At 70.6% G+C, this 22,306-nt stretch carries 21 protein-coding genes and 2 pseudogenes; 11 read left to right on the forward strand and 12 right to left on the reverse strand.

Annotated elements, in window-relative coordinates; all coding sequences use genetic code 11:
* Nucleotides 1-7: 7 nt before the first annotated feature.
* Entirely contained in the window at nt 8-1,285 is a 1,278-nt protein-coding gene (locus Q1K57_RS09615; protein ID WP_300081591.1) for an extracellular solute-binding protein, read from the reverse strand.
* Between the two features lie 38 nt (nt 1,286-1,323).
* Between Q1K57_RS09615 and Q1K57_RS09620 the strand changes: the two genes are divergently transcribed.
* Nucleotides 1,324-1,806: a GNAT family N-acetyltransferase gene (locus tag Q1K57_RS09620; protein ID WP_300081594.1), complete on the forward strand. Its 483-nt coding sequence runs from the start codon at nt 1,324-1,326 to the stop codon at nt 1,804-1,806.
* 98 nt (nt 1,807-1,904) lie between these two features.
* Nucleotides 1,905-3,107, forward strand: a complete 1,203-nt coding sequence (locus Q1K57_RS09625; RefSeq protein WP_300081597.1) for an amino acid aminotransferase — start codon at nt 1,905-1,907, stop codon at nt 3,105-3,107.
* Nucleotides 3,108-3,168: 61 nt separating this feature from the next.
* On the opposite strand, the gene Q1K57_RS09630 is transcribed toward Q1K57_RS09625, so the two are convergent.
* The gene (locus Q1K57_RS09630) at nt 3,169-3,900 is read right to left on the reverse strand and encodes a dienelactone hydrolase family protein (RefSeq protein ID WP_300081600.1); all 732 of its coding nucleotides are present in this window, start codon (nt 3,898-3,900) and stop codon (nt 3,169-3,171) included.
* A 69-nt stretch (nt 3,901-3,969) separates the two neighbouring features.
* Between Q1K57_RS09630 and Q1K57_RS09635 the strand changes: the two genes are divergently transcribed.
* Both Q1K57_RS09635 and Q1K57_RS09640 read left to right on the forward strand, forming a co-directional pair.
* Nucleotides 3,970-4,305 carry a hypothetical protein gene (locus Q1K57_RS09635; protein ID WP_300081603.1) on the forward strand — a complete coding sequence of 112 codons (336 nt, stop codon included), beginning with the start codon at nt 3,970-3,972 and terminating at the stop codon, nt 4,303-4,305.
* A 4-nt stretch (nt 4,306-4,309) separates the two neighbouring features.
* Nucleotides 4,310-5,155, forward strand: coding sequence for an OmpA family protein (locus Q1K57_RS09640; protein WP_300081606.1), 846 nt, complete (start codon nt 4,310-4,312; stop codon nt 5,153-5,155).
* Between the two features lie 179 nt (nt 5,156-5,334).
* Here Q1K57_RS09640 and Q1K57_RS09645 read toward each other — a convergent pair whose 3' ends face one another.
* Entirely contained in the window at nt 5,335-5,994 is a 660-nt protein-coding gene (locus tag Q1K57_RS09645) for a helix-turn-helix domain-containing protein (RefSeq protein ID WP_300081609.1), read from the reverse strand.
* A 62-nt stretch (nt 5,995-6,056) separates the two neighbouring features.
* Here Q1K57_RS09645 and Q1K57_RS09650 point away from each other — a divergent pair, with 62 nt between their 5' ends.
* Both Q1K57_RS09650 and Q1K57_RS15755 read left to right on the forward strand, forming a co-directional pair.
* Nucleotides 6,057-7,523 (forward strand): alpha/beta fold hydrolase, encoded by a 1,467-nt coding sequence (locus Q1K57_RS09650; RefSeq protein WP_300081612.1) that lies wholly within the window; start codon nt 6,057-6,059, stop codon nt 7,521-7,523.
* A gap of 145 nt (nt 7,524-7,668) precedes the next feature.
* Nucleotides 7,669-8,481 (forward strand): annotated as a pseudogene (locus tag Q1K57_RS15755) (serine hydrolase domain-containing protein); the annotation flags it as partial.
* Between the two features lie 251 nt (nt 8,482-8,732).
* Here the strand turns inward: Q1K57_RS15755 and Q1K57_RS15760 are convergent.
* The 4 genes from Q1K57_RS15760 to Q1K57_RS09670 form a co-directional block, all read right to left on the reverse strand.
* A complete protein-coding gene (locus tag Q1K57_RS15760) occupies nt 8,733-9,362 on the reverse strand; it encodes an MBL fold metallo-hydrolase (RefSeq protein ID WP_366525363.1) in 630 nt (209 codons plus the stop codon).
* Nucleotides 9,359-9,982, reverse strand: a complete 624-nt coding sequence (locus Q1K57_RS09660; RefSeq protein WP_300081617.1) for a cytidylate kinase-like family protein — start codon at nt 9,980-9,982, stop codon at nt 9,359-9,361. The genes Q1K57_RS15760 and Q1K57_RS09660 overlap by 4 nt, the downstream gene beginning before the upstream one ends.
* A gap of 176 nt (nt 9,983-10,158) precedes the next feature.
* Nucleotides 10,159-11,862 (reverse strand): bifunctional metallophosphatase/5'-nucleotidase, encoded by a 1,704-nt coding sequence (locus Q1K57_RS09665; RefSeq protein ID WP_300081620.1) that lies wholly within the window; start codon nt 11,860-11,862, stop codon nt 10,159-10,161.
* A 146-nt stretch (nt 11,863-12,008) separates the two neighbouring features.
* Nucleotides 12,009-12,788 carry a D-alanyl-D-alanine carboxypeptidase family protein gene (locus Q1K57_RS09670; protein ID WP_300081623.1) on the reverse strand — a complete coding sequence of 260 codons (780 nt, stop codon included), beginning with the start codon at nt 12,786-12,788 and terminating at the stop codon, nt 12,009-12,011.
* A gap of 361 nt (nt 12,789-13,149) precedes the next feature.
* Between Q1K57_RS09670 and Q1K57_RS15765 the strand changes: the two are divergent.
* The 3 genes and pseudogenes from Q1K57_RS15765 to Q1K57_RS09680 form a co-directional block, all read left to right on the forward strand.
* Nucleotides 13,150-13,458 (forward strand): annotated as a pseudogene (locus tag Q1K57_RS15765) (radical SAM protein); the annotation flags it as partial.
* A gap of 77 nt (nt 13,459-13,535) precedes the next feature.
* Nucleotides 13,536-13,763, forward strand: coding sequence for a hypothetical protein (locus Q1K57_RS09675; protein ID WP_300081626.1), 228 nt, complete (start codon nt 13,536-13,538; stop codon nt 13,761-13,763).
* An 8-nt stretch (nt 13,764-13,771) separates the two neighbouring features.
* Nucleotides 13,772-14,095 carry an SPASM domain-containing protein gene (locus Q1K57_RS09680; protein WP_300081629.1) on the forward strand — a complete coding sequence of 108 codons (324 nt, stop codon included), beginning with the start codon at nt 13,772-13,774 and terminating at the stop codon, nt 14,093-14,095.
* Between the two features lie 20 nt (nt 14,096-14,115).
* On the opposite strand, the gene Q1K57_RS09685 is transcribed toward Q1K57_RS09680, so the two are convergent.
* Both Q1K57_RS09685 and Q1K57_RS09690 read right to left on the reverse strand, forming a co-directional pair.
* Nucleotides 14,116-15,021 carry a hypothetical protein gene (locus Q1K57_RS09685; protein WP_300081632.1) on the reverse strand — a complete coding sequence of 302 codons (906 nt, stop codon included), beginning with the start codon at nt 15,019-15,021 and terminating at the stop codon, nt 14,116-14,118.
* Between the two features lies 1 nt (nt 15,022).
* Nucleotides 15,023-15,532: a SigE family RNA polymerase sigma factor gene (locus Q1K57_RS09690; protein WP_300081634.1), complete on the reverse strand. Its 510-nt coding sequence runs from the start codon at nt 15,530-15,532 to the stop codon at nt 15,023-15,025.
* A 165-nt stretch (nt 15,533-15,697) separates the two neighbouring features.
* Here Q1K57_RS09690 and Q1K57_RS09695 point away from each other — a divergent pair, with 165 nt between their 5' ends.
* A complete protein-coding gene (locus Q1K57_RS09695) occupies nt 15,698-19,075 on the forward strand; it encodes a pyruvate carboxylase (RefSeq protein WP_300081637.1) in 3,378 nt (1,125 codons plus the stop codon).
* Between the two features lie 188 nt (nt 19,076-19,263).
* The gene (locus tag Q1K57_RS09700) at nt 19,264-20,097 is read left to right on the forward strand and encodes a hypothetical protein (RefSeq protein WP_300081640.1); all 834 of its coding nucleotides are present in this window, start codon (nt 19,264-19,266) and stop codon (nt 20,095-20,097) included.
* Between the two features lie 46 nt (nt 20,098-20,143).
* On the opposite strand, the gene Q1K57_RS09705 is transcribed toward Q1K57_RS09700, so the two are convergent.
* The 3 genes from Q1K57_RS09705 to Q1K57_RS09715 all read right to left on the reverse strand — a co-directional run bounded on the left by Q1K57_RS09705 (nt 20,144) and on the right by Q1K57_RS09715 (nt 22,279).
* On the reverse strand, nt 20,144-20,974 hold the full coding sequence (locus tag Q1K57_RS09705) for a nucleotidyltransferase domain-containing protein (RefSeq protein WP_300081642.1): 831 nt from the start codon (nt 20,972-20,974) through the stop codon (nt 20,144-20,146).
* Nucleotides 20,975-21,000: 26 nt separating this feature from the next.
* Nucleotides 21,001-21,531 carry an SET domain-containing protein-lysine N-methyltransferase gene (locus Q1K57_RS09710; protein ID WP_300081645.1) on the reverse strand — a complete coding sequence of 177 codons (531 nt, stop codon included), beginning with the start codon at nt 21,529-21,531 and terminating at the stop codon, nt 21,001-21,003.
* A 283-nt stretch (nt 21,532-21,814) separates the two neighbouring features.
* On the reverse strand, nt 21,815-22,279 hold the full coding sequence (locus tag Q1K57_RS09715; RefSeq protein WP_300081648.1) for an ASCH domain-containing protein: 465 nt from the start codon (nt 22,277-22,279) through the stop codon (nt 21,815-21,817).
* Nucleotides 22,280-22,306 lie beyond the last annotated feature (27 nt).

The raw sequence follows: 22,306 nt of genomic DNA on the forward strand, positions 1-22,306 counted from the left end.
CAGAGCCTCAGCCGTTGACGCGCTTCAGCTCGGCGGTGACCGCGTCGGCCGCCGAGCCGAACTCGGACGCCGCATCGGCCCCCTTCAGCACCACGTTGCTCAGCGCCGTCGAGTACGCCTGGCCTGACGCGGACGTCCAGAACAGCGCGTTGGAGCGGCCGAGATCGGTGACGAAACCGGCGGCGTCCGACCCCACTCCGGAGGCTACCTGGGACGCCTCGTCGAACAAGGCAGGCTTGGCCGGGATGTGGGTGCCGAAGGCGTCGCTGAACTGAACCTGCTTGTCGTCGGAGTCGACCCAGAGCCACTTCACGAACTCCTTCGCGACGTCGACGTTCGCGCTGGACGCCGCAACGCACGCGCTGAACGCGCCGAACGGCACGACCTGGGCGCCCCCCGCCGAGGGGAAGGGCAGGACGCCGACGTCGTCGCCGTGAGCGGCGGTGACCTTGGGCAGGTCCCACAGGCCGCCCCACTGCATCGCGGTTTCGCCGTTGATGAAGGGCGAGGCGTCGGACCAGTCGGCCGAGGCGGACTTGACCATGCCGGGCGAGTCGAACAGTGCTTTGTACTGGGCGACGGCCTCGTAGAGATCGGGGGTGTTGAACGCGGCCTCCGTGTGGTCCTCGTTCATCTCCTCGACGCCGGCAGCCCACATGAGGAGCAGGCCGAGGACGCCGATGCCGCCGTCGTTGCCCGCGAAGAAGCCGCCCATCTCGGGCGTGGCCACGGCGTTCGCCACCGCGGTGAGCTCCTCCAGCGTGTCAGGCGCATCGACACCGGCCGCCGCGAGCACCGACTTGCGGTAGTACAACAACTGCATGTCCACGGTCTGCGGAATGGCCCAGATCTTGTTGTCGTAGGTCATTCGGGCCAGCACCGACGGGGTGAACTGGCTCGCGGCGTCGCCCACCGCGTCGGTCAGGTCGACCACCTGGCCGGCCTTGATCATGTCGAGCGTGGGGCCGTTCGCGTACTCGAACACGTCGGGCGCCGTCGGGGTGAGCAGGGCGGCGGCGAGGGCGTCCTCGTAGTTGGCGAGCACCCAGTTGACGTTCACGGTCGCACCGCCGAATTCGGCCGCCCACGCCCGGACAGCTTCTTCGACACCGTCCTCGCCGTACTGGTGATACCACTGCGAGAGCGCGGGCACCGCGCCGGAACCGGCCGTCGGGGCCACGGTCGGCTCTGAGGTGCGGCCGGTGTTCGAACCACAGGCGGCCAGGGCGGACGCCGCGGCGAGACCGCCACCGAGCGTGAGGAGGGAGCGACGGGTGAGACTCATGCGCGGAGCATAGCCGCGCGCTGCGACACAATGGCGTCATGATCCGCCCCGCAGAACGCCGTGACGTCGCTGCCCTGCACGACTTGATCGTCGCGTTGGCGGTGTACGAGCGCGAACCGGACGCCGTGACCGCCATCGCGTCCGACCTCGAGAAGGCCCTGTTCGGGCCGGAGCCGAAGCTGTTCGCACACGTCGCCGAGGTGGACGGTGCCGTGGTGGGCATGGCGATCTGGTTCTGCAACTACTCGACGTGGACCGGACGCCACGGCCTCTACCTCGAGGACCTCTACGTCCAGCCGTCCCACCGCGGGCGCGGACTCGGCCGCGACCTGCTCGTGACGCTCGCGCGCGTCTGCGCCGACCGGGGGTACGCCCGATTCGAGTGGGCCGTGCTCGACTGGAACACTCCGTCCATCGACTTCTACCGGGCGATGGGCGCCGAACCCATGGACACCTGGACGGTCCAGCGGTTGAGCGGCGACGCGCTCGCCGCGGTCGCTGCGCTGCCTCTCGGGGAGTGAGGTCGGCGGCGTAAGAGAGGCCCCGGCGACCCGTGGTGGACGGCGTCGCCGGGACGCCGCGCCCTCGCTAGGGTTTCGGGCGACGAAAGGTGACGACCATGACCCTGTTCTCGCACGTCGAGCAAGCCCCGCCGGACGCCATCCTCGGGCTCACCGAGGCGTTCAGGGCCGACCCCAACCCGCGCAAGGTGAACCTCGGCGTCGGCGTCTACCAGAACGAGCACGGCGTCCTGCCGCTCCTGCGCTGTGTGGAGGCCGCCGAGCAGCGGCTCGCGGCGCACCCGAAGGCGAAGGGCTATCTGGCCATCGACGGCCTGCCCACCTACGACACCGACGTGCGCGAGCTCGTGTTCGGCGCCGAATCGCCGCTGCTCGCCGACGGCCGCGTCGTGACCGTGCAGGCCCTCGGCGGGACGGGCGCCCTCAAGCTGGGCGCCGACTTCCTGCGGAAGGTGTCGCCGGAGGCGACCGTGCTCATCTCGACGCCGAGCTGGGAGAACCACGAGGCGCTCTTCACCCGGGCCGGCTTCACGGTCGAGAAGTACCGCTACTACGACGCCCTCACCAAGGGCGTCGACGTCGAGGGCATGCTCGCCGACCTCGCCGCCGCTCCGCCCGGCACGATCGTCGTCCTGCACGCCTGCTGCCACAACCCGACGGGCTACGACCTGGCGGCGTCCGACTGGCAGCGGGTGATCGACACCGTGCTGTCGTCCGGGCTGACACCCTTCCTCGACATGGCCTACCAGGGCTTCGCGCAGGGCATCGAGGAGGACGGCGCCGTGGTGCGCGCGTTCGCCGAGCGGGTGCCGAACTTCTTCGTCTCGACGTCGTTCAGCAAGAGCTTCTCGCTCTACGGCGAGCGCGTCGGTGGGCTGTCGATCGTCTGCGGGGACGCCGACGAGGCCAAGCGCGTCCTGTCGCAGGTGAAGATCGTGATCCGCACCAACTACTCCAACCCGCCCACCCACGGCGCTGCCCTCGTCGAGACCGTCCTCGCCGACCCCGAGCTGCGCGCCCAGTGGGTGGAGGAGCTCGGCGAGATGCGTGAACGCATCAAGTCCATGCGGACCGCCCTCGTCGACGGACTGCGCGCCGCCGGCGTCACCCAAGACATGAGCTACATCACCGACCAGGTGGGCATGTTCAGCTTCTCCGGGCTCACCAAGGACCAGATGGTGCGCCTCCGCGAGGAGTTCGGTGTCTACGGCACCGACACCGGCCGCATCTGCGTCGCCGCTCTCAACCCCGACAACGTCGGTTACGTGAGCGAGGCCATCGCCGCCGTCCTCAAGGGGTGACCGGACGCCGCCGGCTCGGCCCGGGTGCTGCGCCGGCCGCTCGGCCGGGCATCGCGCCGCCTCAGGCGGGATAGTTCTCGGCCAGCCAGGCCTTCGTGACGTCCCAGGCGGCGGCCGAGGCGTCCGGATCGTGGAGGCCGAGCGGGGCCGGATTGTCGAACGCGTGGTTCGCGCCCGGCCAACGCTCGAACTGGGCGCCGTAGGACGTCACGATCGCCTCGATGTGACCGACCTGGTCGCGGGAGATGAACGCGTCGGCGTCCCCGAAGTGGTGCAGGCTCGGGATAGCGACAGGCTCGCCGTCGACGAGCTGGGGGAGCGCCGAGCCGTAGTAGCTGACCAGGGCGTCGGCGCCATTGGTCCAGTCGGCACCCTGCTGGGCGGCGTAGGCGAGCCCGCCGCCGAAGCAGAAGCCGACCAGGGCGACGCGCTGGCCGGTCGCCGGGTCGTCACGCAGGGCCTTGATGGCGGCGCGGACGTCCTCGACGGCGAGATCCCAGTCGACCTGCTGGGCGACGCCCATGGCGACGCCGAGGGCGTCCTCGGTGGCCTCGTCGACCACGTCCTCACCCAGGCGCCAGAAGATCTGCGGCAGCAACACCGTGTAGCCGAGGGCGGCGAAGTCGGTCGCTCGGCGGCGCATGTAGCCGCTGCGGCCGAAGATCTCGTGGACGAGCACGATGCCGGCGCCACGGTCGGCGTCCGGGCGGACGAGGGTGGCCGGAAGGGCGGCCGAGCCGCCGGGCCCGGGCGTCGGAACGGTGATGGTGGTCTCGGTCGTGCGGTCGCTCATGCGCCGCAGGATAGCGCCGCGGGTTGAGACGTCGCGGCGCCGGCAGGGATGGCCTCTACGGTCGGGCCCATGCTCGCTCCCACTCGCGGCGGCGTCGGCGCCGCAGCCTTCGTCCTCACCCTCGTGCTGACCGGCTGCGTCCAGACCCCGGCGCCGGAACCGTCCAGCCCGGCTCCCGTGGCGACCGACACCCCGGCTGCGAACGCGCCGACGACTCCCACCGACGGCGTCCCCGTGGTGCCGGGCTACGCGACGGGCACGTTCCCCGACGTGCCGGCGATCCAGACACCGGACGTGTCGCTGTTGAGCGGGTCGGGCCCCGAGTTCGCCGACGACCTGGCCGGCGCCGTGGCTGACCTGCAGGGCGTGTCGGTGGCGGGGGCCCAGTGCGACGCCGACGAGTGAACGGGTGTCGTCGTCGACCTACGGTGGGCAGGCCGGCCAGGGTGCGGCCCAGGCGGGCACCTACCAGGTGGGCAGCGCGACCGTGCACAACAACGGCGGCGGCTCGGGCAGCTACACCGACGACGCGCACGGCATCTCGATCCAGGTGCACGGCGACGGCAGCGGCAGCTACACCGACGCGACGTCCCAGATCAACCTGTACGGCGACGGCGGCGGGTCGTACCACACCGCCGGCGGCGAGAGCATCGTCATCTCGGCGGTGCACGACGGCACCTATGCGCGGGGCGAGTCCTACCAGATCCGGAACAACGGCGACGGCAGCGGCATGTTCATCGACGGCGACCTGACGATCTCGAACTACGGCGACGGCACCGGCCTCGTCAGCAAGGGCAGGCAGAACTACGACGTCCAGGTCGAACCCCTGGCGCCTGTGGCGCTCGTGGGCACGTTCCCCAGCCTCGGCGCGCTGACGCCGACGAACGTGTGCGGCGTTCTCGTGACCGTCGAGACCGAGGTGCTGTTCGACTTCGGATCCGCTGCCGTGCGGCCGGAGTCGGCCGCGCCGCTGGCCGACGTCGCGACCGCCCTGACCCGCATCGAGGCGCCCGCGGTGGAGGCGATCGGTCACACCGACTCCGTCGGCGACGAGGCGTCCAACCAGAGCCTGTCCGAGCAGCGGGCGCAGGCGGTGCGTGAGGTGCTGGTGGGCCAGGGGTACACCGGCCACGTGACGGCGAGCGGGCGCGGCGAATCCCAGCCGATCGCGCCCAACGAGAACCCCGATGGCTCCGACAACGCCGCCGGGCGGCAACTGAATCGGCGCGTGGAGGTTTTCGTCCCCGTCTTCTGATGGGGCACCCCGGCCGCGCCGGCGGCGTCCGGCTGATCGCCTGTGTGGCAGTTGGGGACACCCCCTGTGCGACGGTTGGGGCTCACACATGGGGCGCTGGAGCGCCCTCTTCGTGAGCCCCAACCGTCACACGGACAGGGTCCCCGACTGTCACACGGGGTCGGCGGGGGGAAGCACCCTCAGGCCGGGGCGAAGGCGGCGACGAGCCGTTGGACCTCGGCGGCGTCGCCGGTGACGGTCATGGCGGCCAGGGCGACCCCGGAGTAGAGGACGCCCGTCCAGGTCGTGGAGTCGCCGGTGACGGTGGCGGCGGCGTCCGGGGCCGGGGAGCGAGTGATGTCGAGGGCGTCACCCCACGTCAGGCGGTAGTCGTAGGTCTCGGCGGCCGGCTCGCGGTCGTCGCGCAGGCGCAGGGCGAGGACGACGGGCGGGTCGAGGGCGACGGGGGGCGCCATGGTGAGCATCGACTCGACGATTCCGTCGGGCGTGAGCCCACCGCTCTCGGGGTGCCAGGTGGGGGAGCGGTGGGCCCAGTGGGCCAGCGTGCGGAAGATCGGCCGCAGTTCGCGCGCCCAGGGGGTGAGGTCGTACGCCGTAGTGCGGGCGGGCGGCGGCAGGGTCACCCGGCGCACGAGACCGGACGCCTCCAGCTCGCGCAGGCGCGCGCTCAGCACGGCGGGCGTGATGCCACGCACGGACGCCTCCAGCTCGCCGAAGCGCTTCGGGCCGAGCATGAGCTCCCGCAGGATCGGGTGCGTCCACTTCTCGCCGATCAGTTCCATCCCATGCGCGGTCGCACAGGCATCGCCGTGCTCGGCGTAGGAGCGCTTGACGGGCATGCCGCCATTCTCCTCCCTGCAGCTATGGACAAGCAAGTAGAAACTATGCTTAACATAGTTCCATGACAGCCACCAATCGCCCCGAGATCGTTGACCGCGACACCTGGCAGCAGTCCTTCGACCAGCTCCTCGTGAACGAGAAGGCCCACACGCGCGCCGGCGACGCCCTCGCCGCCGAGCGGCGCCGCATGCCCATGACGCCCGTCTCTCCGACCACCGTCGTGGGCGAGGCGGGAGAGATGAGCCTCGCCGACGTCTTCGAGGGACGCAACCAGCTGGTCGCCTACCACTTCATGTGGCACCCCGGGCAGCCGACCCACGCCCAGTGCGAGGGCTGCACGATGTCGATGTCCCAGATCAGCGACGGCGCGCGCGCCTACCTCGCCGAGCGCGACACGACCTTCGCCGTGCTGTGCACCGGCCCGTGGGAGGAGATCGCCGCCTACCGCGCCTTCATGGGGTGGACCATGCCCTGGTACTCGACGGCCGCCGCGACGGATCCCGGCGCGACCGGGTTCGGCCAACTCCGCTTCTATCTGCGCGACGGCGACACCGTCTACCAGACCTACGAGGTCGACTACCGCGGCACCGAGGTCATGGACGTCACCTACGGCCTCCTCGACCGCACCACCTACGGCCGCCAGGAGCCGTGGGAGGACTCCCCCGAGGGCTGGCCGAAGAAGCCGATGGGCTGGTGGCGCCGCGACGGGCGCCCCGTCGCCCAGTGGTTGCGCACCGACGAGCCCGCGCCCGTCACCGGCACCACGACGTCGGCCGACGGCACCGAGATCGCCTGGACCCGCCAGGGCAGCGGACCCGACCTCGTCATGATCCATTGTGTCGCGACCTCCCGCGAACGGACGCCGCAGCCCACCCTGCCGGACGCCCTCGCGGAGCACTTCACCGTCTGGACCTACGACCGCCGCGGCACCGGCGCAAGCGGCGACGGGGGTGAGTACGCCGTCGAGCGCGAGATCGAGGACCTCGCCGCAATGGTCGGCCTCGCGTCGGGTCCCGTCACCGTCTACGGCTTCTCCTCCGGGGCGACCCTCGCCCTGCTCGCCGCCGCTGGCGGCGTCCGGATCGACCGGCTGACCCTCCTGGAACCGCCCCTGTTGCCGGACGCCGACCCCTCGTTCGCCCTGCGCGACGAGGCCCAGCGCCGGATCGACGACGACGTGGACGCGGCCGACCAGTGGTACAACACCGAGATCGTCGGGGTGCCGCCTGAGGTGCTCGCGGAACTGCCGCCGCGGACGGACGCCGACCGGCGCAACACGCGGACGATCGTGCACGAGCTGGAGTTCCTGCCGGGGACCAGCGCGGAGCGCTTCGCGGGGGTCGAGCAACCCACGCTGCTCATCGCCTCCGATGCGACCGCCCCGATCATGTACGAGATCGCTGATGCCCTGGTCAGCGCCATGCCGGACGCCGAGCGGGTCGTCCTTCCGGGCGAGTGGCACGGGGTGGACGACGTTACGCTGACGCGCGAGATCGTCCGCTTCACGAAGCGGCCCGCCCATGACTGAACCAACCGCCGAGCAGCCCCTGGCGGCGCGGGTGCAGGCCTACCTCGATCGGGTCGTCGCCGACGGACTGCCCGGCGCGGTGGGGCTGGTGATGACACCCACTCCGGAGGGCCCTGACGACCTGGTGCTGGCGTCATCGGGGCGGATGGCGGTGGGCGGCGCGCCGATGCGCACGGACGCCGTCTTCCGCATCCAGTCGATGACGAAGGCCGTGACCGCCGTGGCGACCCTGCGGCTGGTCGAGCGCGGTGAGCTGGTGCTCACCGACCCGGTGGCCCCGTGGCTGCCGGAGTTGGCCGAGCCGATGGTGCTCCGCGCGCCGGACGCCGAGCTCGACGACACGGTGCCGCTCGCCCGGCCGATCACTGTGCGGGATCTGCTCACACTCACGGCCGGTCACGGCATCGACGAGAGCGGGTCGCCCTACGCGCGCGCCCAGGTGGCGGCGCACGTCGCTGCCGGGCCCGACCCCGTCGACACCGACGCCTCGGACTGGCTCGCACGCCTCGGCAGGCTGCCCCTCGCGCATCAGCCGGGCGAGGGGTGGCGCTACCACCACGGCTTCATGATCCTCGGTGTGCTGCTCAGCCGGGTGGTGGGGCGGCCGCTCGGCGAACACCTCGCCGACGACGCCTTCGGCCCGCTCGGCATGGTCGACACCGCCTTCTGGGCGGCGGAGCCCGAGCGTCTGCCGGCCGCCTACCGGCTGGACGCCGCCGGTGCGGTGGAGATCCAGCCGGCCGGGGGCGGCTTCTGGGCGGCCGACCCGGGCTTCGACGCGGCCCATGGGGAGTTGGTCTCGACGGCGTCCGACTATGCCCGGTTCGCCCGGATGCTGCGCGACGGCGGTCTGGTCGAGGGTGAGCCCTACCTGTCTGCCCTGTCCGTCGAGGCGCTGCGCACCGATCAGGTGCCGCTGGTGGCCAAGACGCCCGAGTCGTTCGGCGTCTGGGCCGGGAGCGGTTGGGGGTACGGCGTCGGCGTCGAGTCGGCGGGCCCCGCATCGGGGGCGCTTCGGCTGGTCGGGAGGGTACGGCACCGACTTCTCCGTCGACCCCACGACCGGGCGCATCACCGTGTTCCTCACCCAGGTGGAGATGAGCCCGGCGACGTTCGGCCCCGTCTTGGGCTTCCGCGAGGTCGCCGAGGCGGACTGACGAGGGTGCCCGTCCGCCGGTCGAGGTTGTCGAGACCTGGGTGTCGACAGGCTCAACCGCCGGGGCGGCGCGCTGGATCGGAGTGGCCGCAGCAGAACCAAGCCACGTCCAGTTGCCGCAGCCGGACGCGCGACGCGGCGGCCTGCAGGGGGTCGGCGTCCAAGAACGCCGGCATGCGGTTGAGGGCACCGTCGGGACCCACGAGGGCGGCGTCCCCGATGAAGGCGACGTCGTCGAGGACGAACGTGAAATGGCCCGGCGTGTGCCCCGGGGTGGGCAGGGCGCGCACGCCCTCGGCGATCTCCGCCTCGCCGCGCAGCAGTTCCGCAGGCGAGTTGAGCCGCGGCGCCAGGCGGCGCATGATCCGCCGGAAGGGAGTCCGGGGGACGGGCGCCGAGCGGCGCATGATGGCGGCATCCTCGGCGCCGACCCAGATCCGGGCGCCGGTGCGGCGCGCCCATTCGTCGGCGCTCGCGGCATGATCCGGGTCGTAGTGGGTGAGGAGGATCTCGGTCACGTGGTAGGGCGACAGCCCGTTCGCCGCCATCGACGTTGCGATGCGCTCGAGGTTCTTCGCGAGGCCCGGGTCGACCAGGACGAACCCGTGGCGTCCGCGCACGAGATACGCGTTGGCACCGAGCGCACGGTCCAGGTGCAGGACGGTGCGCGTCAGGGCCCTCACGGCGCGTCCGGGTGGCGGAGCCGGAACGCGCTCACGATCAGGTCGGCAGCCTGCTCGGGTGAGAAGACGCCGGTGTTGACGATGAGGTCGAAGTTGTCGGGCCGCGACGGATCCCAGCGGTAGATGCGCTTGGCCATGTCGGCGCGGACCCGGTCCTCGCGCTCTTGCCGCTTGCGCGCCCGCTCGGGCGTGATGCCCGACTCGACGGCCGCGTTCGCGATGCGTGTCTCGCGGGGGGCGACCAGTTTCACGTGCAACGCGCACGGCTCGTCGGCCAGCACGGACGCCCCGCTGCGGCCGTGCACGACCGCCCCGTTCGCCACGAGTTCCCGCAGCGAGGACACGTTCTGCTCGGCGACTTCGGCGTCGCTGCGCGCCTCGAGGGCCCAGGCGATGTCGGCGTCCGCGGTGGGCATCGGCGTGAACGACCGCAGGAACCGCTCGAAGAAGCTGCCCTCCTCGTCGGCGAGTTCGGCGGCCTCCTCGATCGATTCCGAGCTGACGGCCTTGCCCACGTAAGCGACGCCGAGGGCGTCCGCCACGAGCCTGCCGACGACACCCGCGCCCGCCCCGTACTCCTCGTAGATCGTGACGATCTTGCGTTCGCTCGGTGTGCTCATGGACGCCTCCTCTGGCTCCGCGGCGGGCATGCCCATTCTCTCAAACCCCGCTGCTCATGGGGAGGAGGTCGCAGATCGGACGCCGCGGGTTCTGGCCGCGCGGTGGTCGGGACCGGCCGAGGACGGCGAACGGGGCCCCTCGCCCACGCGAGGAGCCCCGTCCGGTGCGGGTCGGATCAGGCCTTGACGATCCGCGACGAGGGCGGCGGCGTCGTCGGGTTGTTCTCGGCCAGGTAGTCGGCGAACGCGTCGATGTCGACGCCGCCGATGAGACGGTTCGTGCCCGCGGTGAGAACGGCGAACCCGTCGCCGCCGTCAGCGAGGAAGCTGTTGACGACGACCCGGTAGGTGGCGGTGCGGCTGATCGGCTCGCCGTTCAACATGACCGTGCCCTCCACGGCGCCGGTGGCGCCGAGGGTGTAGCTGAAGCCCGCGGAGACCTGCAGGATCTTGTTGCCTGTGCCGGCGTTGGCGCCGGTCACCTGCTGGGCCAGCAGCGTGTAGATCTGGTCGCCGGTGAGGTCCATCGACACCAGGTAGTTGCTGAACGGCTGCACGGCGAATGCTTCGCCGTAGGTGACGTCGCCGGCGTCGAGATCGGTCCGGATGCCGCCCGGGTTCATGAACGCGATCTGGGGGGCGGCGTACAGGCCGACGATGGTGTCGTCGGCCACCTGGGCGTCCGCGATGAGGTTGCCCAGGCTGGAGTCGCCGAAGCCGGGCGCCGGCGTCCGGGTGGCCTCGGTGGTCAGGTTCCCGATGACCCGGTTGGCGATCGGCGCGACCAGGTCGAGGTAGGTCTTCACGTGCGCCTGCAGGACCGGATCCGGCGTGACGTCGCGGGTGACCAGGTGGTTGGTGGCCTGGGCGGTGGCGCGGACGATGTCCTTGGTCTTCGGGTCGTACTGCAGGTTGGCCTCGGTGATGATGCGGCCCGCGGACATCGCTTCGGTCACGAGGCGCGGCTGGCCGGCGGGATCCTTCAGCGAGCACACCCACGAGTTGTGTGCGTGGCCCGTCATGACCAGGTCGACCGCCGGAGAGATCTGAGCGACGATGTCGACCACGGGGCCGGTGACGGTCGCGCCACTCTCACAGGTAGCCGTGTAGGCGGACGAACTCGCCCGCGCACCTTGGTGGACGAGGACGAACTGCGTGTTGATGCCCTTGGCGGTGAGTTCGGCGGAAGCCTTGTTGATCGCCTCGGCCTCGTCGGTGAACTCCAGGCCCTTGACGCCGGCCGCGGTCACGATGTCGGGCGTCTGCTCCAAGATGGCGCCGATGACGCCGATCTTGATGCCCTTCTCGTTGATCACGGTGTAGGCCGGCAGGACGGTCTGGTCGGTGTCGGCGTAGAAGACGTTCGCGGCCACGTAGGGGTACTCGGCCCCGGCGAAGCTGCCGTCGGGGCAGGAGTTCTTGTTGCCGGAGCCGTCGCCGTCGGGCAGGCAACCGCCGTTGATGAGGCGGAGCATCTCGCGGTAGCCCTGGTCGAACTCGTGGTTGCCGATCGTCGAGGCGTCCACTCCGAGCAGGTTGAGCGCCTCGATGGTGGGCTCGTCGTAGAAGGCGGCGGACACCAGTGGGGTCGCGCCCACGTTGTCGCCGACCGAGAAGGTCACGCTGCGCTGTTCGCCGTCCCGCAGGTTGTGGAGGTGGGTGGCGAGGTAGGCAGCACCGCCGGCGGGCACGCGGACGCCGTCGACCGTCACCGTGCCGCCCGTCTCGAGAGCGCCATGGAAGTCGGTGATGGACAGAACCTGCAGGTCCTGCAGCCGGTTCTGGGCATTGTCTGGCTTGGCCTCGACGTTGGGCGCGATGAACGCCGTGAGCGCCAGGCAGCCGGCCGCGACGGCGGCCAGGTTGCGTCGGTTGAACATGGAACTCCCTTGCGTTGGGCACGAGCCGCCCCCGGTTCGGCGGCCTGACGAGGGGCATTCTGCCGAAGCCGGGTGACAAATGGGAGACCGCGGGACGACAGTTCGGCCCTTCACTTTTCCGGTTCGGGCGGCCGGGTGATGCAGGCCTAGGCCAGACCGAGGTACTCCTCCAAGGTGAGCGAGGAGTTGGGCCCGAAGTCGGCGGCGATGTCGGTGCCGACCCAACGCAGGTGCCACGACTCCCAGGCGTAGCCGGTGATGTCGGTCTTGCCGTCGGGGTAGCGGACGATGAAGCCGTAGCGATAGGCGTTCGCGGCGACCCAGTCCGCCTCGTCGGTCCGTGCGAAGGCGGCCCCGCGGTTGACGCCGTCCCAGACGTCGAACGCGAGCCCCGTCTGGTGTTCGGACTTGCCCGGCTCGGCGAAGTAGCGGCGGGCGGTCGCCTCGTCGTAGGTCTGCAAGGCGCGGTTGAAGCTGGCGGCCTGGGTGGCGTAGTCCCGATAGCCGCTCCGGATCGTGAGCGTGAGGCCGGCAGCGCGGGCGTCCGACGCCATCCGGCCGAAGGCGGCGTAGGAGTCGGGGTTGATGCCTTCGGGCTGACCGGCCCACGGGGAGGCGTACCGCGCCGAGACGGGATGCTCCTTGCTCACCACGACCACGCCGTCGACCGTGAAGGGCTGGTCGAGCTGGGCGCCGGTCCGCGTGTCTGCGGACGCCGCGGGCGTCGGCCAGGCGGGCGTCGCCTTCGGGTCGGGGGTGCTCGCCGAGGGCGTGGACGCCGCCGCCGGCCGCTGCGTGGCTGCCCCGCGCGCCGCGTTCTCGGCGCGTGGCGTCGGCGCGGTTGCGGGATCGACGGCCGAACAGCCTGCGAACAACGCCACGGCGGCGAGGGTTCCGAGCGCGGCGGTTCGGGCGCGGGTGATCACGAGGATCCACTCTACGGACGCGGCCTGTTGCGGGAGAATCCGTTGCCGGATGTTCCCCCATGGGTCCTACGCCGTGTCGTAGTAGGGTGCGCCGCATGACGGCTGTGCATCTGGGCGGGGTCTCGACGGGGTCGACGGGAGGGCATCCGCGGGGGGTTCCGCACGGAGCGACCGACAGGCATCCGGGCGGCCATCCGCACGCGGCGGCGTCCCGGCGGAACCTCGATTTCGACGGGGCACCGTTCATCGCCATCTGGGAGACCACACAAGCCTGCGACCTGGCCTGCAAGCACTGCCCCGCGCGATGGCCCAGCCGTTGCGGAACCCGGCCGAGCTGACCACCGCCGAGGCGAAGGCGCTGATGAAGCGCCTGCGCGAGTTCGGTCCGATCGTGTTCGTGTTCTCCGGTGGCGACTGCTTCAAGCGGCCCGACATCGTCGAACTCGTCGGCTACGGCGCCGAGCTGGGCCTGCGCATGGGGATCACGCCGGCCACCACGTCGCTGGCCACCAAGGAGCTCCTCCAGCAGCTGAAGGACGTCGGCCTGACCCGCCTCGCGATCAGCCTCGACGGACCCAATGCCGCGATCCACGACGAGTTCCGCCAGGTGCAGGGCAGCTTCGACCACGGCCTGCGGATCCTCCGCGAGGCGCAGGAGGTCGGCCTGTCGACGCAGGTCAACACTGTCATCCGCAAGGCGAACATCGACGACATGGACGCCATGACCCACCTCATGACGACCTCCGCGTGGTGTTCTGGGAGGTCTTCTTCCTCGTCCCCATGGGGCGCGCCAAAGCCGAGGACGTGGCGTCCGCCGACGAGTTCGAGGCCGTGTTCCATCAGCTCTACGACCTGTCCAAGACGGCTCCCTTCGACATCAAAGCCACCGCCGCGCCGCAGTACTCGCGCGTCGTCATGCAGCGCAAACGAGCCGAGGTGCCGCCGGCGCCGACGACGACGTCCGCGACGTCATGACCCGCGGCATGCACTACTCCCAGAGGGACGGCATCGGCCGCGCACGCAACGTCAACGACGGCGACGGGTTCGTCTTCATCCGTCACACCGGCGATGTGTCTCCGTCGGGCTTCCTCCCCCTCCGGGCGGGCAACATCCGCGAGGGCGACATCATCGACATCTACCGCAACGCCCCCGTCTTCCGAGAGCTGCGCGACCGCTCGCTCCTCAAGGGCAAGTGCGGCGTCTGCGGCTACCGGGACGCCTGCGGCGGCAGTCGCGCGCGGGCGTACGCCGTGACCGGGGACCACCTCGCCGAGGAGCCCTTCTGCGCCTACGAGCCGGCTCGCTGATCGCGACGGCCCGGCGGGGCTCAGGAGATCGCCCGGACCAGGAGGTCCTCCGCGCTGGAGAGCGTCGCATTGGCCAGGTCGGCGTTGCTCGCCGGATCGGTGATCGGTGTGGCCATGATCGTCGCGCCGGCGTCGATGACCACGACGTTGCCCGTCCGGAGGGCGAACCACACGCGGCCGGCGGCGTCCTCGTGGGCGGGGGAGCCGTCGGCGAGGAGGAACTCGCTGCTGACGCTGAGACCCTCGTCGGCGTCGGTCTGGACGGTGTCGATGGCGACGTGCTGCACCAGCGACCCGCTGGGGCCGTCGTAGGTGAACGGCCGGTCGGAGCACGCCTGGGCGCGGGCCCGGAAATCGGCCACGAACGAGGCGGCGGCCGCGGCGTCCGTGAAGACGAACGCGCCGCGGTTCTCGGCGCTCTCGCCCGTCTCGGACGACCACGTGGCCACCTGCTCGTCGACCAGTCCGGGCACGGTCCCGGTGTCGAGCACGTCCGGGCCGCAGGGCCGCAGGGCGAACCGAAGGGTGTCGTCCACGCCGGTGTCGCCCTCGAAGAGGGTGAAGCCGGCGGGGAGCGCGGTCCGTGGCGCGGCGGCGGTGGGGACGGCGCTGGGCGTGCCGGACGAACTCTCCCGGGGGGTCGGCGGGGCGGTCGGCGTCCCGGCGGGTGTCTCGCTGGGCTCGGCCGAAGGGGTGGACGCCGAGGGCGTCGAGATCGGCACTCCCTCCCGGGCGGGCACGAGGAAGGACAGCGCGCCGAAGCCAAGGCCGACCGCGGCGACGGCCGCCACGGCGGCGAGCGCGAGGGCGCGTCGGTTGCGGCGGCGTCCCTCGCGCATGACGCGGGCGGCGAGGTGGCTGGGCTGCTGGCCCGGGGTGATGCCGTGCATGCGGGTGCGGGCTTCGTCTTCGGAGATGGGGCTCATGTCAGCCTCCGTGGGAGAGTTCCGGGCCCAGGTGGCTGCGGAGCCGCTGGAGAGCCCTGTGACAAGTGGATTTGACGGTGCCGAGAGCGATGCCCAGTTCGGCGGCGACGTCGGCCTCGGAGAGGTCGGCGTAGAAGCGGAGCACCACGACGGCGCGTTCCCGGGGAGGGAGCGCGGCGAGTTCGCGGGCGATCGCGTCGCGGTCGTCGACGCCGGCGTAGTCGCGGTCCGCGCGCGGATCGGCGCGGTCGACGGGCTCAACCGCTGGCGCCTCGAAACGCCGTCGCCGCCACCGGTCGGTCGTGAGATTCACCATGGTGCGCCGGCAGTAGGCGCGGGCCAGGCCCGGCTCGATGCGTCGCCACGCCCGGTAGGTGCGCACGAGGGCCTCTTGCAGGAGGTCCTCGGCGACGGCGCGATCCGAAGTGATGAGGTAGGCCGCCCGCGAGAGGTAGGCGTGGTTCGCGTCGACGAACGCTTCGAACTCCGCGTCGGTCGAGGTGCTGGTCATACCCCTCCTGACGAACGTGCTCCGCGAAAGGTTCACCGGGAACGGCTGCGATTCTTCCATGGGCGCTGGCACTTCCCCGCGGGCACGGGCAACATCGCCCATGAGGTCCCGGGTCTGGGCCGGGGGCTCTAGCCTTGCTCCATTCCGCACCGTCGAGGAGTCCTCATGTTCCGCAAGATCCTGGTCGCCAACCGCGGCGAGATCGCTGTCCGCGCGTTCCGCGCCGCCACCGAGTTGGGGGCGACCACGGTCGCCGTCTTCCCTTACGAGGACCGCCTCGCCGAGTACCGCCTCAAGGCCGACGAGTCCTACGAGATCGGCGAGCGCGGCCACCCCGTGCGCGCCTACCTCGACGTCGAGAACATCATCGGGGCGGCCAAGGCCGCCGGCGCCGACGCCATCTACCCCGGCTACGGTTTCCTCAGCGAGAACCCGGATCTCGCAGCGCGCTGCGCCGAAGATGGCATCACCTTCGTGGGCCCGAGCCAGACGGTGCTGGAGTTGACCGGCAACAAGGCCCGCGCGATCTCGGCGGCGCGCGAGGCGGGGCTGCCAGTGCTGCGCGGTTCCGATCCCTCGACAGACATCGCCGAGCTAACGGCGGCGGCGTCCGACATCGGGTTCCCGGTCTTCGTGAAGGCCGTGAGCGGCGGCGGCGGGCGGGGTATGCGCCGCGTGGCAGCGGCGGACGCCCTCGAGGCGGCCCTCGCCGAGGCGATGCGCGAGGCCGACGCCGCATTCGGTGACCCGCGCGTCTACCTCGAGGAGGCGGTGACCCGGCCGCGGCACATCGAGGTCCAGATCCTGGCGGACGCCGCCGGCAACGTCATTCACCTCTACGAGCGCGACTGCTCGGTGCAGCGGCGGCACCAGAAGGTCGTCGAGTTGGCGCCTGCGCCCAACCTCGACCCCGAGGTGCGCGCCCGCATGTGTGCGGACGCCGTCGCCTTCGCCCGGCACATCGGCTACGTGAACGCGGGCACGGTGGAGTTCCTGCTGGGGGAGGACGGGGAGTATCGGTTCATCGAGATGAACCCGCGGATCCAGGTGGAGCACACGGTCACCGAGGAGGTCACGGACGTCGATCTGGTGAGCAGCCAACTGCGCATCGCGGCGGGCGAAACCCTCCACGACCTCGGCCTCGACCAGGACGCCGTCCACGTCCGCGGCGCGGCGTTGCAGTGCCGCGTGACCACCGAGGATCCCGCCAACGGGTTCCGTCCGGACACGGGCGTCCTCAGCGTCTACCGGACGCCCGGGGGTGCGGGCGTGCGCCTCGACGGCGGCACGGTGTTCGCCGGCGCGGAGGTGGGTGCCCACTTCGACTCGATGATGGTGAAGCTCACGTGCCGGGGCCGCGACTTCGCCACGGCCGCCCGCCGCGCCTACCGGGCGCTGCGCGAGTTCCGCATCCGCGGGGTGAGCACGAACATCAGCTTCCTGCGCGGCGTCCTGTCCGATCCGGACTTCCTCGCCGGCAATGTCACCACGTCGTTCATCGACGAACGGCCCGAGCTGCTGCATCCGCACGAGTCCGCCGACCGCGGCACGAAGCTGCTGCAGTTCCTCGCCGAACGGACGGTCAACAAGCCGTGGGGCGATCCCCGGACGCCGATCGTCGCCCATACGAAGCTGCCGGAGATCGACCTCAAGGCCGCCCCGCCGGCCGGGTCGAGGCAGCGGCTGCTCGAAATTGGCCCGGCCGGGTTCGCCGCGGCGCTGCGCGCCCAACAGGCCGTGGCGGTGACCGACACGACGTTCCGGGACGCCCATCAGTCGCTCCTCGCCACCCGCGTCCGCACGCGTGACATGCTCAACGTGGCGCCCCTCATCGCGCGGCTGCTGCCGCGCCTGTTCAGCGTGGAGGCGTGGGGCGGGGCGACCTACGACGTGGCGCTGCGGTTCCTCAAGGAAGATCCCTGGCAGCGGCTCGCCCAGCTGCACGAGGCGATGCCGAACCTGCCGATCCAGATGCTGCTGCGCGGGCGCAACACGGTGGGCTACACGCCCTACCCGCTCGCGGTGACGAACGCCTTCGTGGCCGAGGCTGCGCGCACGGGGGTCGACATCTTCCGCATCTTCGACGCGCTCAACAACGTCGACCAGATCCGGCCCGCCATCGAGGCGGTCCTCGAGACCGATCACGCCGTCGCCGAGGCCGCCCTCTGCTACACGGGCAACATGACCTCGCCGGGGGAGAAGCTCTACACGCTCGACTACTACCTCAAGCTCGCCGAACAGTTGGTCGAGGCCGGCGCGCACATCCTCGCCATCAAGGACATGGCGGGGCTCCTGCGGGCGCCGGCGGCGTCCAAGCTCGTGACGGCCCTGCGGGAGAACTTCGACCTACCGGTCCATCTGCACACGCACGACACCGCCGGCGGCCAGTTGGGCACGCTGCTCGCGGCGATCGACGCGGGGGTGGACGCCGTCGACGTGGCGACGGCCGCGTGGGCGGGCACGACGTCGCAGGTGTCGATGTCGGCACTCGTCGCGGCGACCGACGACACCGAGCGCGCCACGGGCCTGTCGCTCGACGTGGCGCAGGAGTTGGAGCCGTACTTCGAGGCCGTGCGGCTGCTCTATGGGCCGTTCGAGTCCGGGTTGCCCGGGCCGACGGGGCGTGTCTACCACCACGAGATCCCCGGCGGGCAGCTGTCGAACCTGCGCCAGCAAGCCATCTCGCTCGGTCTCGGCGAGCGGTTCGAGGCGATCGAGGACATGTACGCCGCCGCCAACGCGATGCTCGGCAACATCGTGAAGGTGACGCCGAGCTCGAAGGTGGTGGGCGATCTCGCCCTCGCCCTCGTGGGGCAGAGCATCGATCCCAAGGCGTTCGAGGCGGATCCGCAGCGCTACGACATCCCCGACTCGGTGATCGGCTTCCTCAACGGCGATCTCGGCGACCCGCCCGGCGGTTGGCCCGAGCCGTTCCGCAGCAAGGCCCTGGAGGGACGCCGCACGAAGCCGGTCGAGACGGAGCTCGGTGAGGAGGATGCCGCGGCGCTGGCGTCCGACCCGCGGGGCACGCTGAACCGGCTGCTGTTCCCCGGCCCGACGAAGGACTACCTGGAGGCCACCAAGGAGTATTCGGACCTGTCGGTGCTGACAACGCGGCAGTTCCTGCACGGGCTGGAGCCCGGCTTGGAACACGACGTGCCCATCGAGCGCGGCAAGACGCTGCTCATGAGCCTCATGGCCATCGGCGACCCGGACGAGCGCGGCATGAGGCGCGTCCTGGCGACGATCAACGGGCAGTTGCGGCAAGTGATGGTGCGCGACGAGTCGGTGAAGTCGGACGCCGTCGCTGCAGAGCGTGCCAACCCGGCCAACCCGGGTGACGTGCCCGCTCCGTTCTCGGGCGTCGTGACGCTGACCGTCGAGGTGGGCGACGAGGTGAAGGCGGGCGACCAGGTGGCCACCATCGAGGCCATGAAGATGGAGGCCGCGATCACGGCGCCGGTGGCAGGCACCGTGCAGCGGCTGGCGTTGCAGCACAGCCAGGCTGTGGAGGGGGGCGACTTGCTGCTGGTGATCGTCTGAGACCTGCTGGGCGGTGGTGAGGGGCTCTGCGGTGAGGTCGTGAACGGATCTTGGTCACTCGACGCCCCTACCCCCCGCCCTCCCTGCAGGCGACTGTTACATTCTCAGCGCCTGCCTGGGCGACGGACGTTCTCCTCAGACATCGAGGATGAGCGCGAGGGTCTCGGGCTACCGGCTACGTTTGCCAGGTGATCCGCGTCGAGGAAGCCGGGATTGTCGGTCGCCTGATTGACTTCGCCTGGCCGTGGGTCGAGTCCGGTCAGCAGGTGTTCCCCTTGGCGGCCTTCTCCCCAGAAGGCTTGCGTGCGGTATGGCAACGCTGTGTCGACGTCCGGGGCGATCACCTTCTGCTTGCCCGTTCTGAGGATGCGAGCGTCGTTGGCGTGACGGGACTCCTCGTCGATGAGGAGTGCAGATTCCTCGGCGGACCGATCGGGGCCCCCTATGCCGCGGTGGCTGACGCGTTCCTCGCCTGGTTCACCGCGCACTACGCCGACCGCCCACTGAGCGCCGGGATTTCCGCCCGCCATTCCGGTGGGTACGAGTGGTGGCGTCGACACGGCCGTCTGAGAGAGGCCAGTCATGTGATGGTGAGCCAGTCGGGGGTCGCCGCGCCGAGACCAGCGAACGCGTGCATCGTGACGCCGACTGCCGGCAGCACTGCTGCCCGGCTACACGCCGAGGCCCTGCCGGATGGGTGGTGGACAGCAGACCGTGTCTGTGCCGACGTGGCACGGTGGATCTGTCTCACCAACGCGACCGCCACCGCGTATCTGGCGGCTCGCCTCGGCCAGGACCTCATGGGACGTCCGGAGGCTGAGGTATTTGCAGCTCTCGGCGGCCCCAGCGATCTCACCGAACTACTCGTCGAAGCTCGGGCGTTGAGCACCCGTCAACACGCCCGAAGGCTGGTCTTCTTCGCAGCCGCCGAGCACCGCGAGGCAGCGCTCGGAGCTGGCCTCCAGGAAGTCGCTGGCTACGCCGACTGGGTCATCGACCCCGACGCACAGACGGCGACCTGACGGTGTGGCTGAGGAGTTGGCTGCGGTGATGCGCTTGGCCTGCTGGCTATCCGTTCTGCAGGGCCGTCCTGGTGTCGGCGGCCAGCTGGTTCACCGAGTCGACCATGCCTTCCAGTTGCTCGGTGTCGGTGCTGAGCCGCGTGAGGGCGCCTGCGGCTCGCGGCGCGAACTCGTGCGAGTCGATGGGGAGGAGCTGCACATCGACGATCGCGCCCTTCTCGTTGGTCACCCAGCTGCCGGCTGACGCGTGCCAGGCGTGAGCGCAGAGCAGGAGTGCAGTCGAACAACAAAGGGCGACGTGGCCCACGTCGAGTTTCGGGATGCCCTTGCGCGCGGCCTCCACGAAGAATCCGGCTTGCCACAGGTTGTCGATCATCGCAGCGCGCAGTGCCGGCGGGTAGGGAGTGAGTGCTTCCCGCAACGGATCGAGCACCCGGTCCGGGTCGGCCAGGGGCACGCAGGTGGCCAGCTCGCCGGCATAGGACACGTCCAGGAATCCCAACGGGTGCCCCGGCTGAGGGTGGAAGGCGAACGCGCCCGCCTCGGCCCGGCGGCACTGTTCGGCGACCCGACTCAGGTCGCGCAGAATCCAGTCGACGGCCGTCCCGTCAACGGTGAGCCAGCCTCCGCCGTCGACCCAGGGCCCCCACGAGCCCGGGCCGGCCACGTCGACTGGACCGTCGTCAGCGAACAGGCCCGCGACCCGCCGCAGCTCCTCCATGTCCAGGGACGTGCGGTCGTAGTAGAGGCCAAGGTCGACGTCAGAACCCGCGTGATGCGTCCCCTTCGCCCTGCTGCCACCCAGCGCAACGGCTCTCACGCCGGGAACACGAGTGAGCGACTCGGCCATCGCCTGAATCCGGCCGTCAGCGATCATGCGTCCACCCTGACACGTGGCGTAGGTCAAGCACAGCCGCTGGGCGGGGCGAGATGCATCGCGACGGCAGCGGCGACGACCGGCACGACATGACCGTCGTACACCCGGTCCAAGCGAAACTCCCAGGCGTCGGAAGAACGCACGACGCCTCGGCACGCTGCCGCTCCGCAGTGGCAGGGCAAACTGAACTCAGGGTCCGTCGTGGAAGCGGCGTAGTCGTTGGTCACCTCCTCGCCAAGCTGGATGTCGCGGCGTGCGACGAATTCGAACGGGCCGGACCACCACAGGTTCGGATCGCACGAGTGATGGCCGTGGTGGTTGGGAGATCCCGAAGGGAGCACCAGATGCAACTCGCTGGTGACCGCGATGGTGTCCACGTAGTCGTCGCTGTCTCGGAACAGTTGGTGGAGGCGCTCAGTGGAAACGAGGACGCCACCCAGCCGGGAGACCAGTTCGCCACACGCGATGGGCCTCGTCGCAAACAGCCCCGTTCCTTCGATCGGAGACTCACGCACCTCCACGCTCTGGGTGAGCCAACAAGCGGGCGAGACGCGCATGCCGGGAGTCTAGGTGGCGACCGCTCGTCGGATGACCGTCAGGTCGCGTCGCTCGCGCGACGACGTCGGCCAGGGCAGGGATCTTCCGGCGGAAGCTGCGGCCCAACTGGTGTGTGCACCGTGCAGCAGCATGAGCGTCGGGGCGTCAGCCGGCCCGAAGACATGTAAGCCCATGGCTGGCAGCGTAACCGTGGTCACGTGTCTCGGCTGTCGCCTCGGCCCTACGACGGGGTATCCGAGGAGTGCGGCGTGCGGATCGCAGGAGATCCGCGCGAAGGCTCCCTCAGGGATGGACGAGAGTGACGATCTCGGTGACCACGGTGGCGTCGGTGATATCCCGCAGGCCCCACTCATCCAGGTAGGGGGCGTAGAACTCAGTGTGCGCGAGTCGCCAGAGGGCGAGGGACAGATCTCCCTCGCCCTCCGCAACCGCGATGCGCTCCGGAACCGCCAGGAACCGGTGCGTCTCGACCCGGTCGGTGCGCAGGATGAGGTGAGGCCGCCCGTCGGCGCCCAGTGCGATCCAATGGTCGCCGACCTGTGGAAGCGGATCGCCGTTGGCTAGGTAGTCCTCAACGAGTCCGCTACCGGCCGTCTTGACGCCGGAGAGATATAGCTCGATCAACTGATCGGCAATCCCAGGGCTACCGGGGCGTCCGGCGACGACGTGCCGGGTATGAGCGCCAGCATCCGGATGCTCGGTCAGATAGGCCTGCCAGAACTGCTCCTGCTCCGGCGTCAACACCATCCCCACACCCTAGACGCAAGCGCCGAG

Source organism: Propioniciclava sp., assembly GCF_029977985.1.
In the GTDB taxonomy this organism is placed as follows: domain Bacteria; phylum Actinomycetota; class Actinomycetes; order Propionibacteriales; family Propionibacteriaceae; genus Propioniciclava.

Excerpts from the sequence above, each read along its gene's own strand:
- Q1K57_RS09615 (WP_300081591.1), bottom strand. The coding sequence starts at position 1,285 with ATGAGTCTCACCCGTCGCTCCCTCCTCACGCTCGGTGGCGGTCTCGCC.
- Q1K57_RS09620 (WP_300081594.1), top strand. The coding sequence starts at position 1,324 with ATGATCCGCCCCGCAGAACGCCGTGACGTCGCTGCCCTGCACGACTTG.
- Q1K57_RS09625 (WP_300081597.1), top strand. The coding sequence starts at position 1,905 with ATGACCCTGTTCTCGCACGTCGAGCAAGCCCCGCCGGACGCCATCCTC.
- Q1K57_RS09630 (WP_300081600.1), bottom strand. The coding sequence starts at position 3,900 with ATGAGCGACCGCACGACCGAGACCACCATCACCGTTCCGACGCCCGGG.
- Q1K57_RS09635 (WP_300081603.1), top strand. The coding sequence starts at position 3,970 with ATGCTCGCTCCCACTCGCGGCGGCGTCGGCGCCGCAGCCTTCGTCCTC.
- Q1K57_RS09645 (WP_300081609.1), bottom strand. The coding sequence starts at position 5,994 with ATGCCCGTCAAGCGCTCCTACGCCGAGCACGGCGATGCCTGTGCGACC.
- Q1K57_RS09650 (WP_300081612.1), top strand. The coding sequence starts at position 6,057 with ATGACAGCCACCAATCGCCCCGAGATCGTTGACCGCGACACCTGGCAG.
- Q1K57_RS09660 (WP_300081617.1), bottom strand. The coding sequence starts at position 9,982 with ATGAGCACACCGAGCGAACGCAAGATCGTCACGATCTACGAGGAGTAC.
- Q1K57_RS09665 (WP_300081620.1), bottom strand. The coding sequence starts at position 11,862 with ATGTTCAACCGACGCAACCTGGCCGCCGTCGCGGCCGGCTGCCTGGCG.
- Q1K57_RS09680 (WP_300081629.1), top strand. The coding sequence starts at position 13,772 with ATGCACTACTCCCAGAGGGACGGCATCGGCCGCGCACGCAACGTCAAC.
- Q1K57_RS09685 (WP_300081632.1), bottom strand. The coding sequence starts at position 15,021 with ATGAGCCCCATCTCCGAAGACGAAGCCCGCACCCGCATGCACGGCATC.
- Q1K57_RS09690 (WP_300081634.1), bottom strand. The coding sequence starts at position 15,532 with ATGACCAGCACCTCGACCGACGCGGAGTTCGAAGCGTTCGTCGACGCG.
- Q1K57_RS09695 (WP_300081637.1), top strand. The coding sequence starts at position 15,698 with ATGTTCCGCAAGATCCTGGTCGCCAACCGCGGCGAGATCGCTGTCCGC.
- Q1K57_RS09705 (WP_300081642.1), bottom strand. The coding sequence starts at position 20,974 with ATGATCGCTGACGGCCGGATTCAGGCGATGGCCGAGTCGCTCACTCGT.
- Q1K57_RS09710 (WP_300081645.1), bottom strand. The coding sequence starts at position 21,531 with ATGCGCGTCTCGCCCGCTTGTTGGCTCACCCAGAGCGTGGAGGTGCGT.
- Q1K57_RS09715 (WP_300081648.1), bottom strand. The coding sequence starts at position 22,279 with ATGGTGTTGACGCCGGAGCAGGAGCAGTTCTGGCAGGCCTATCTGACC.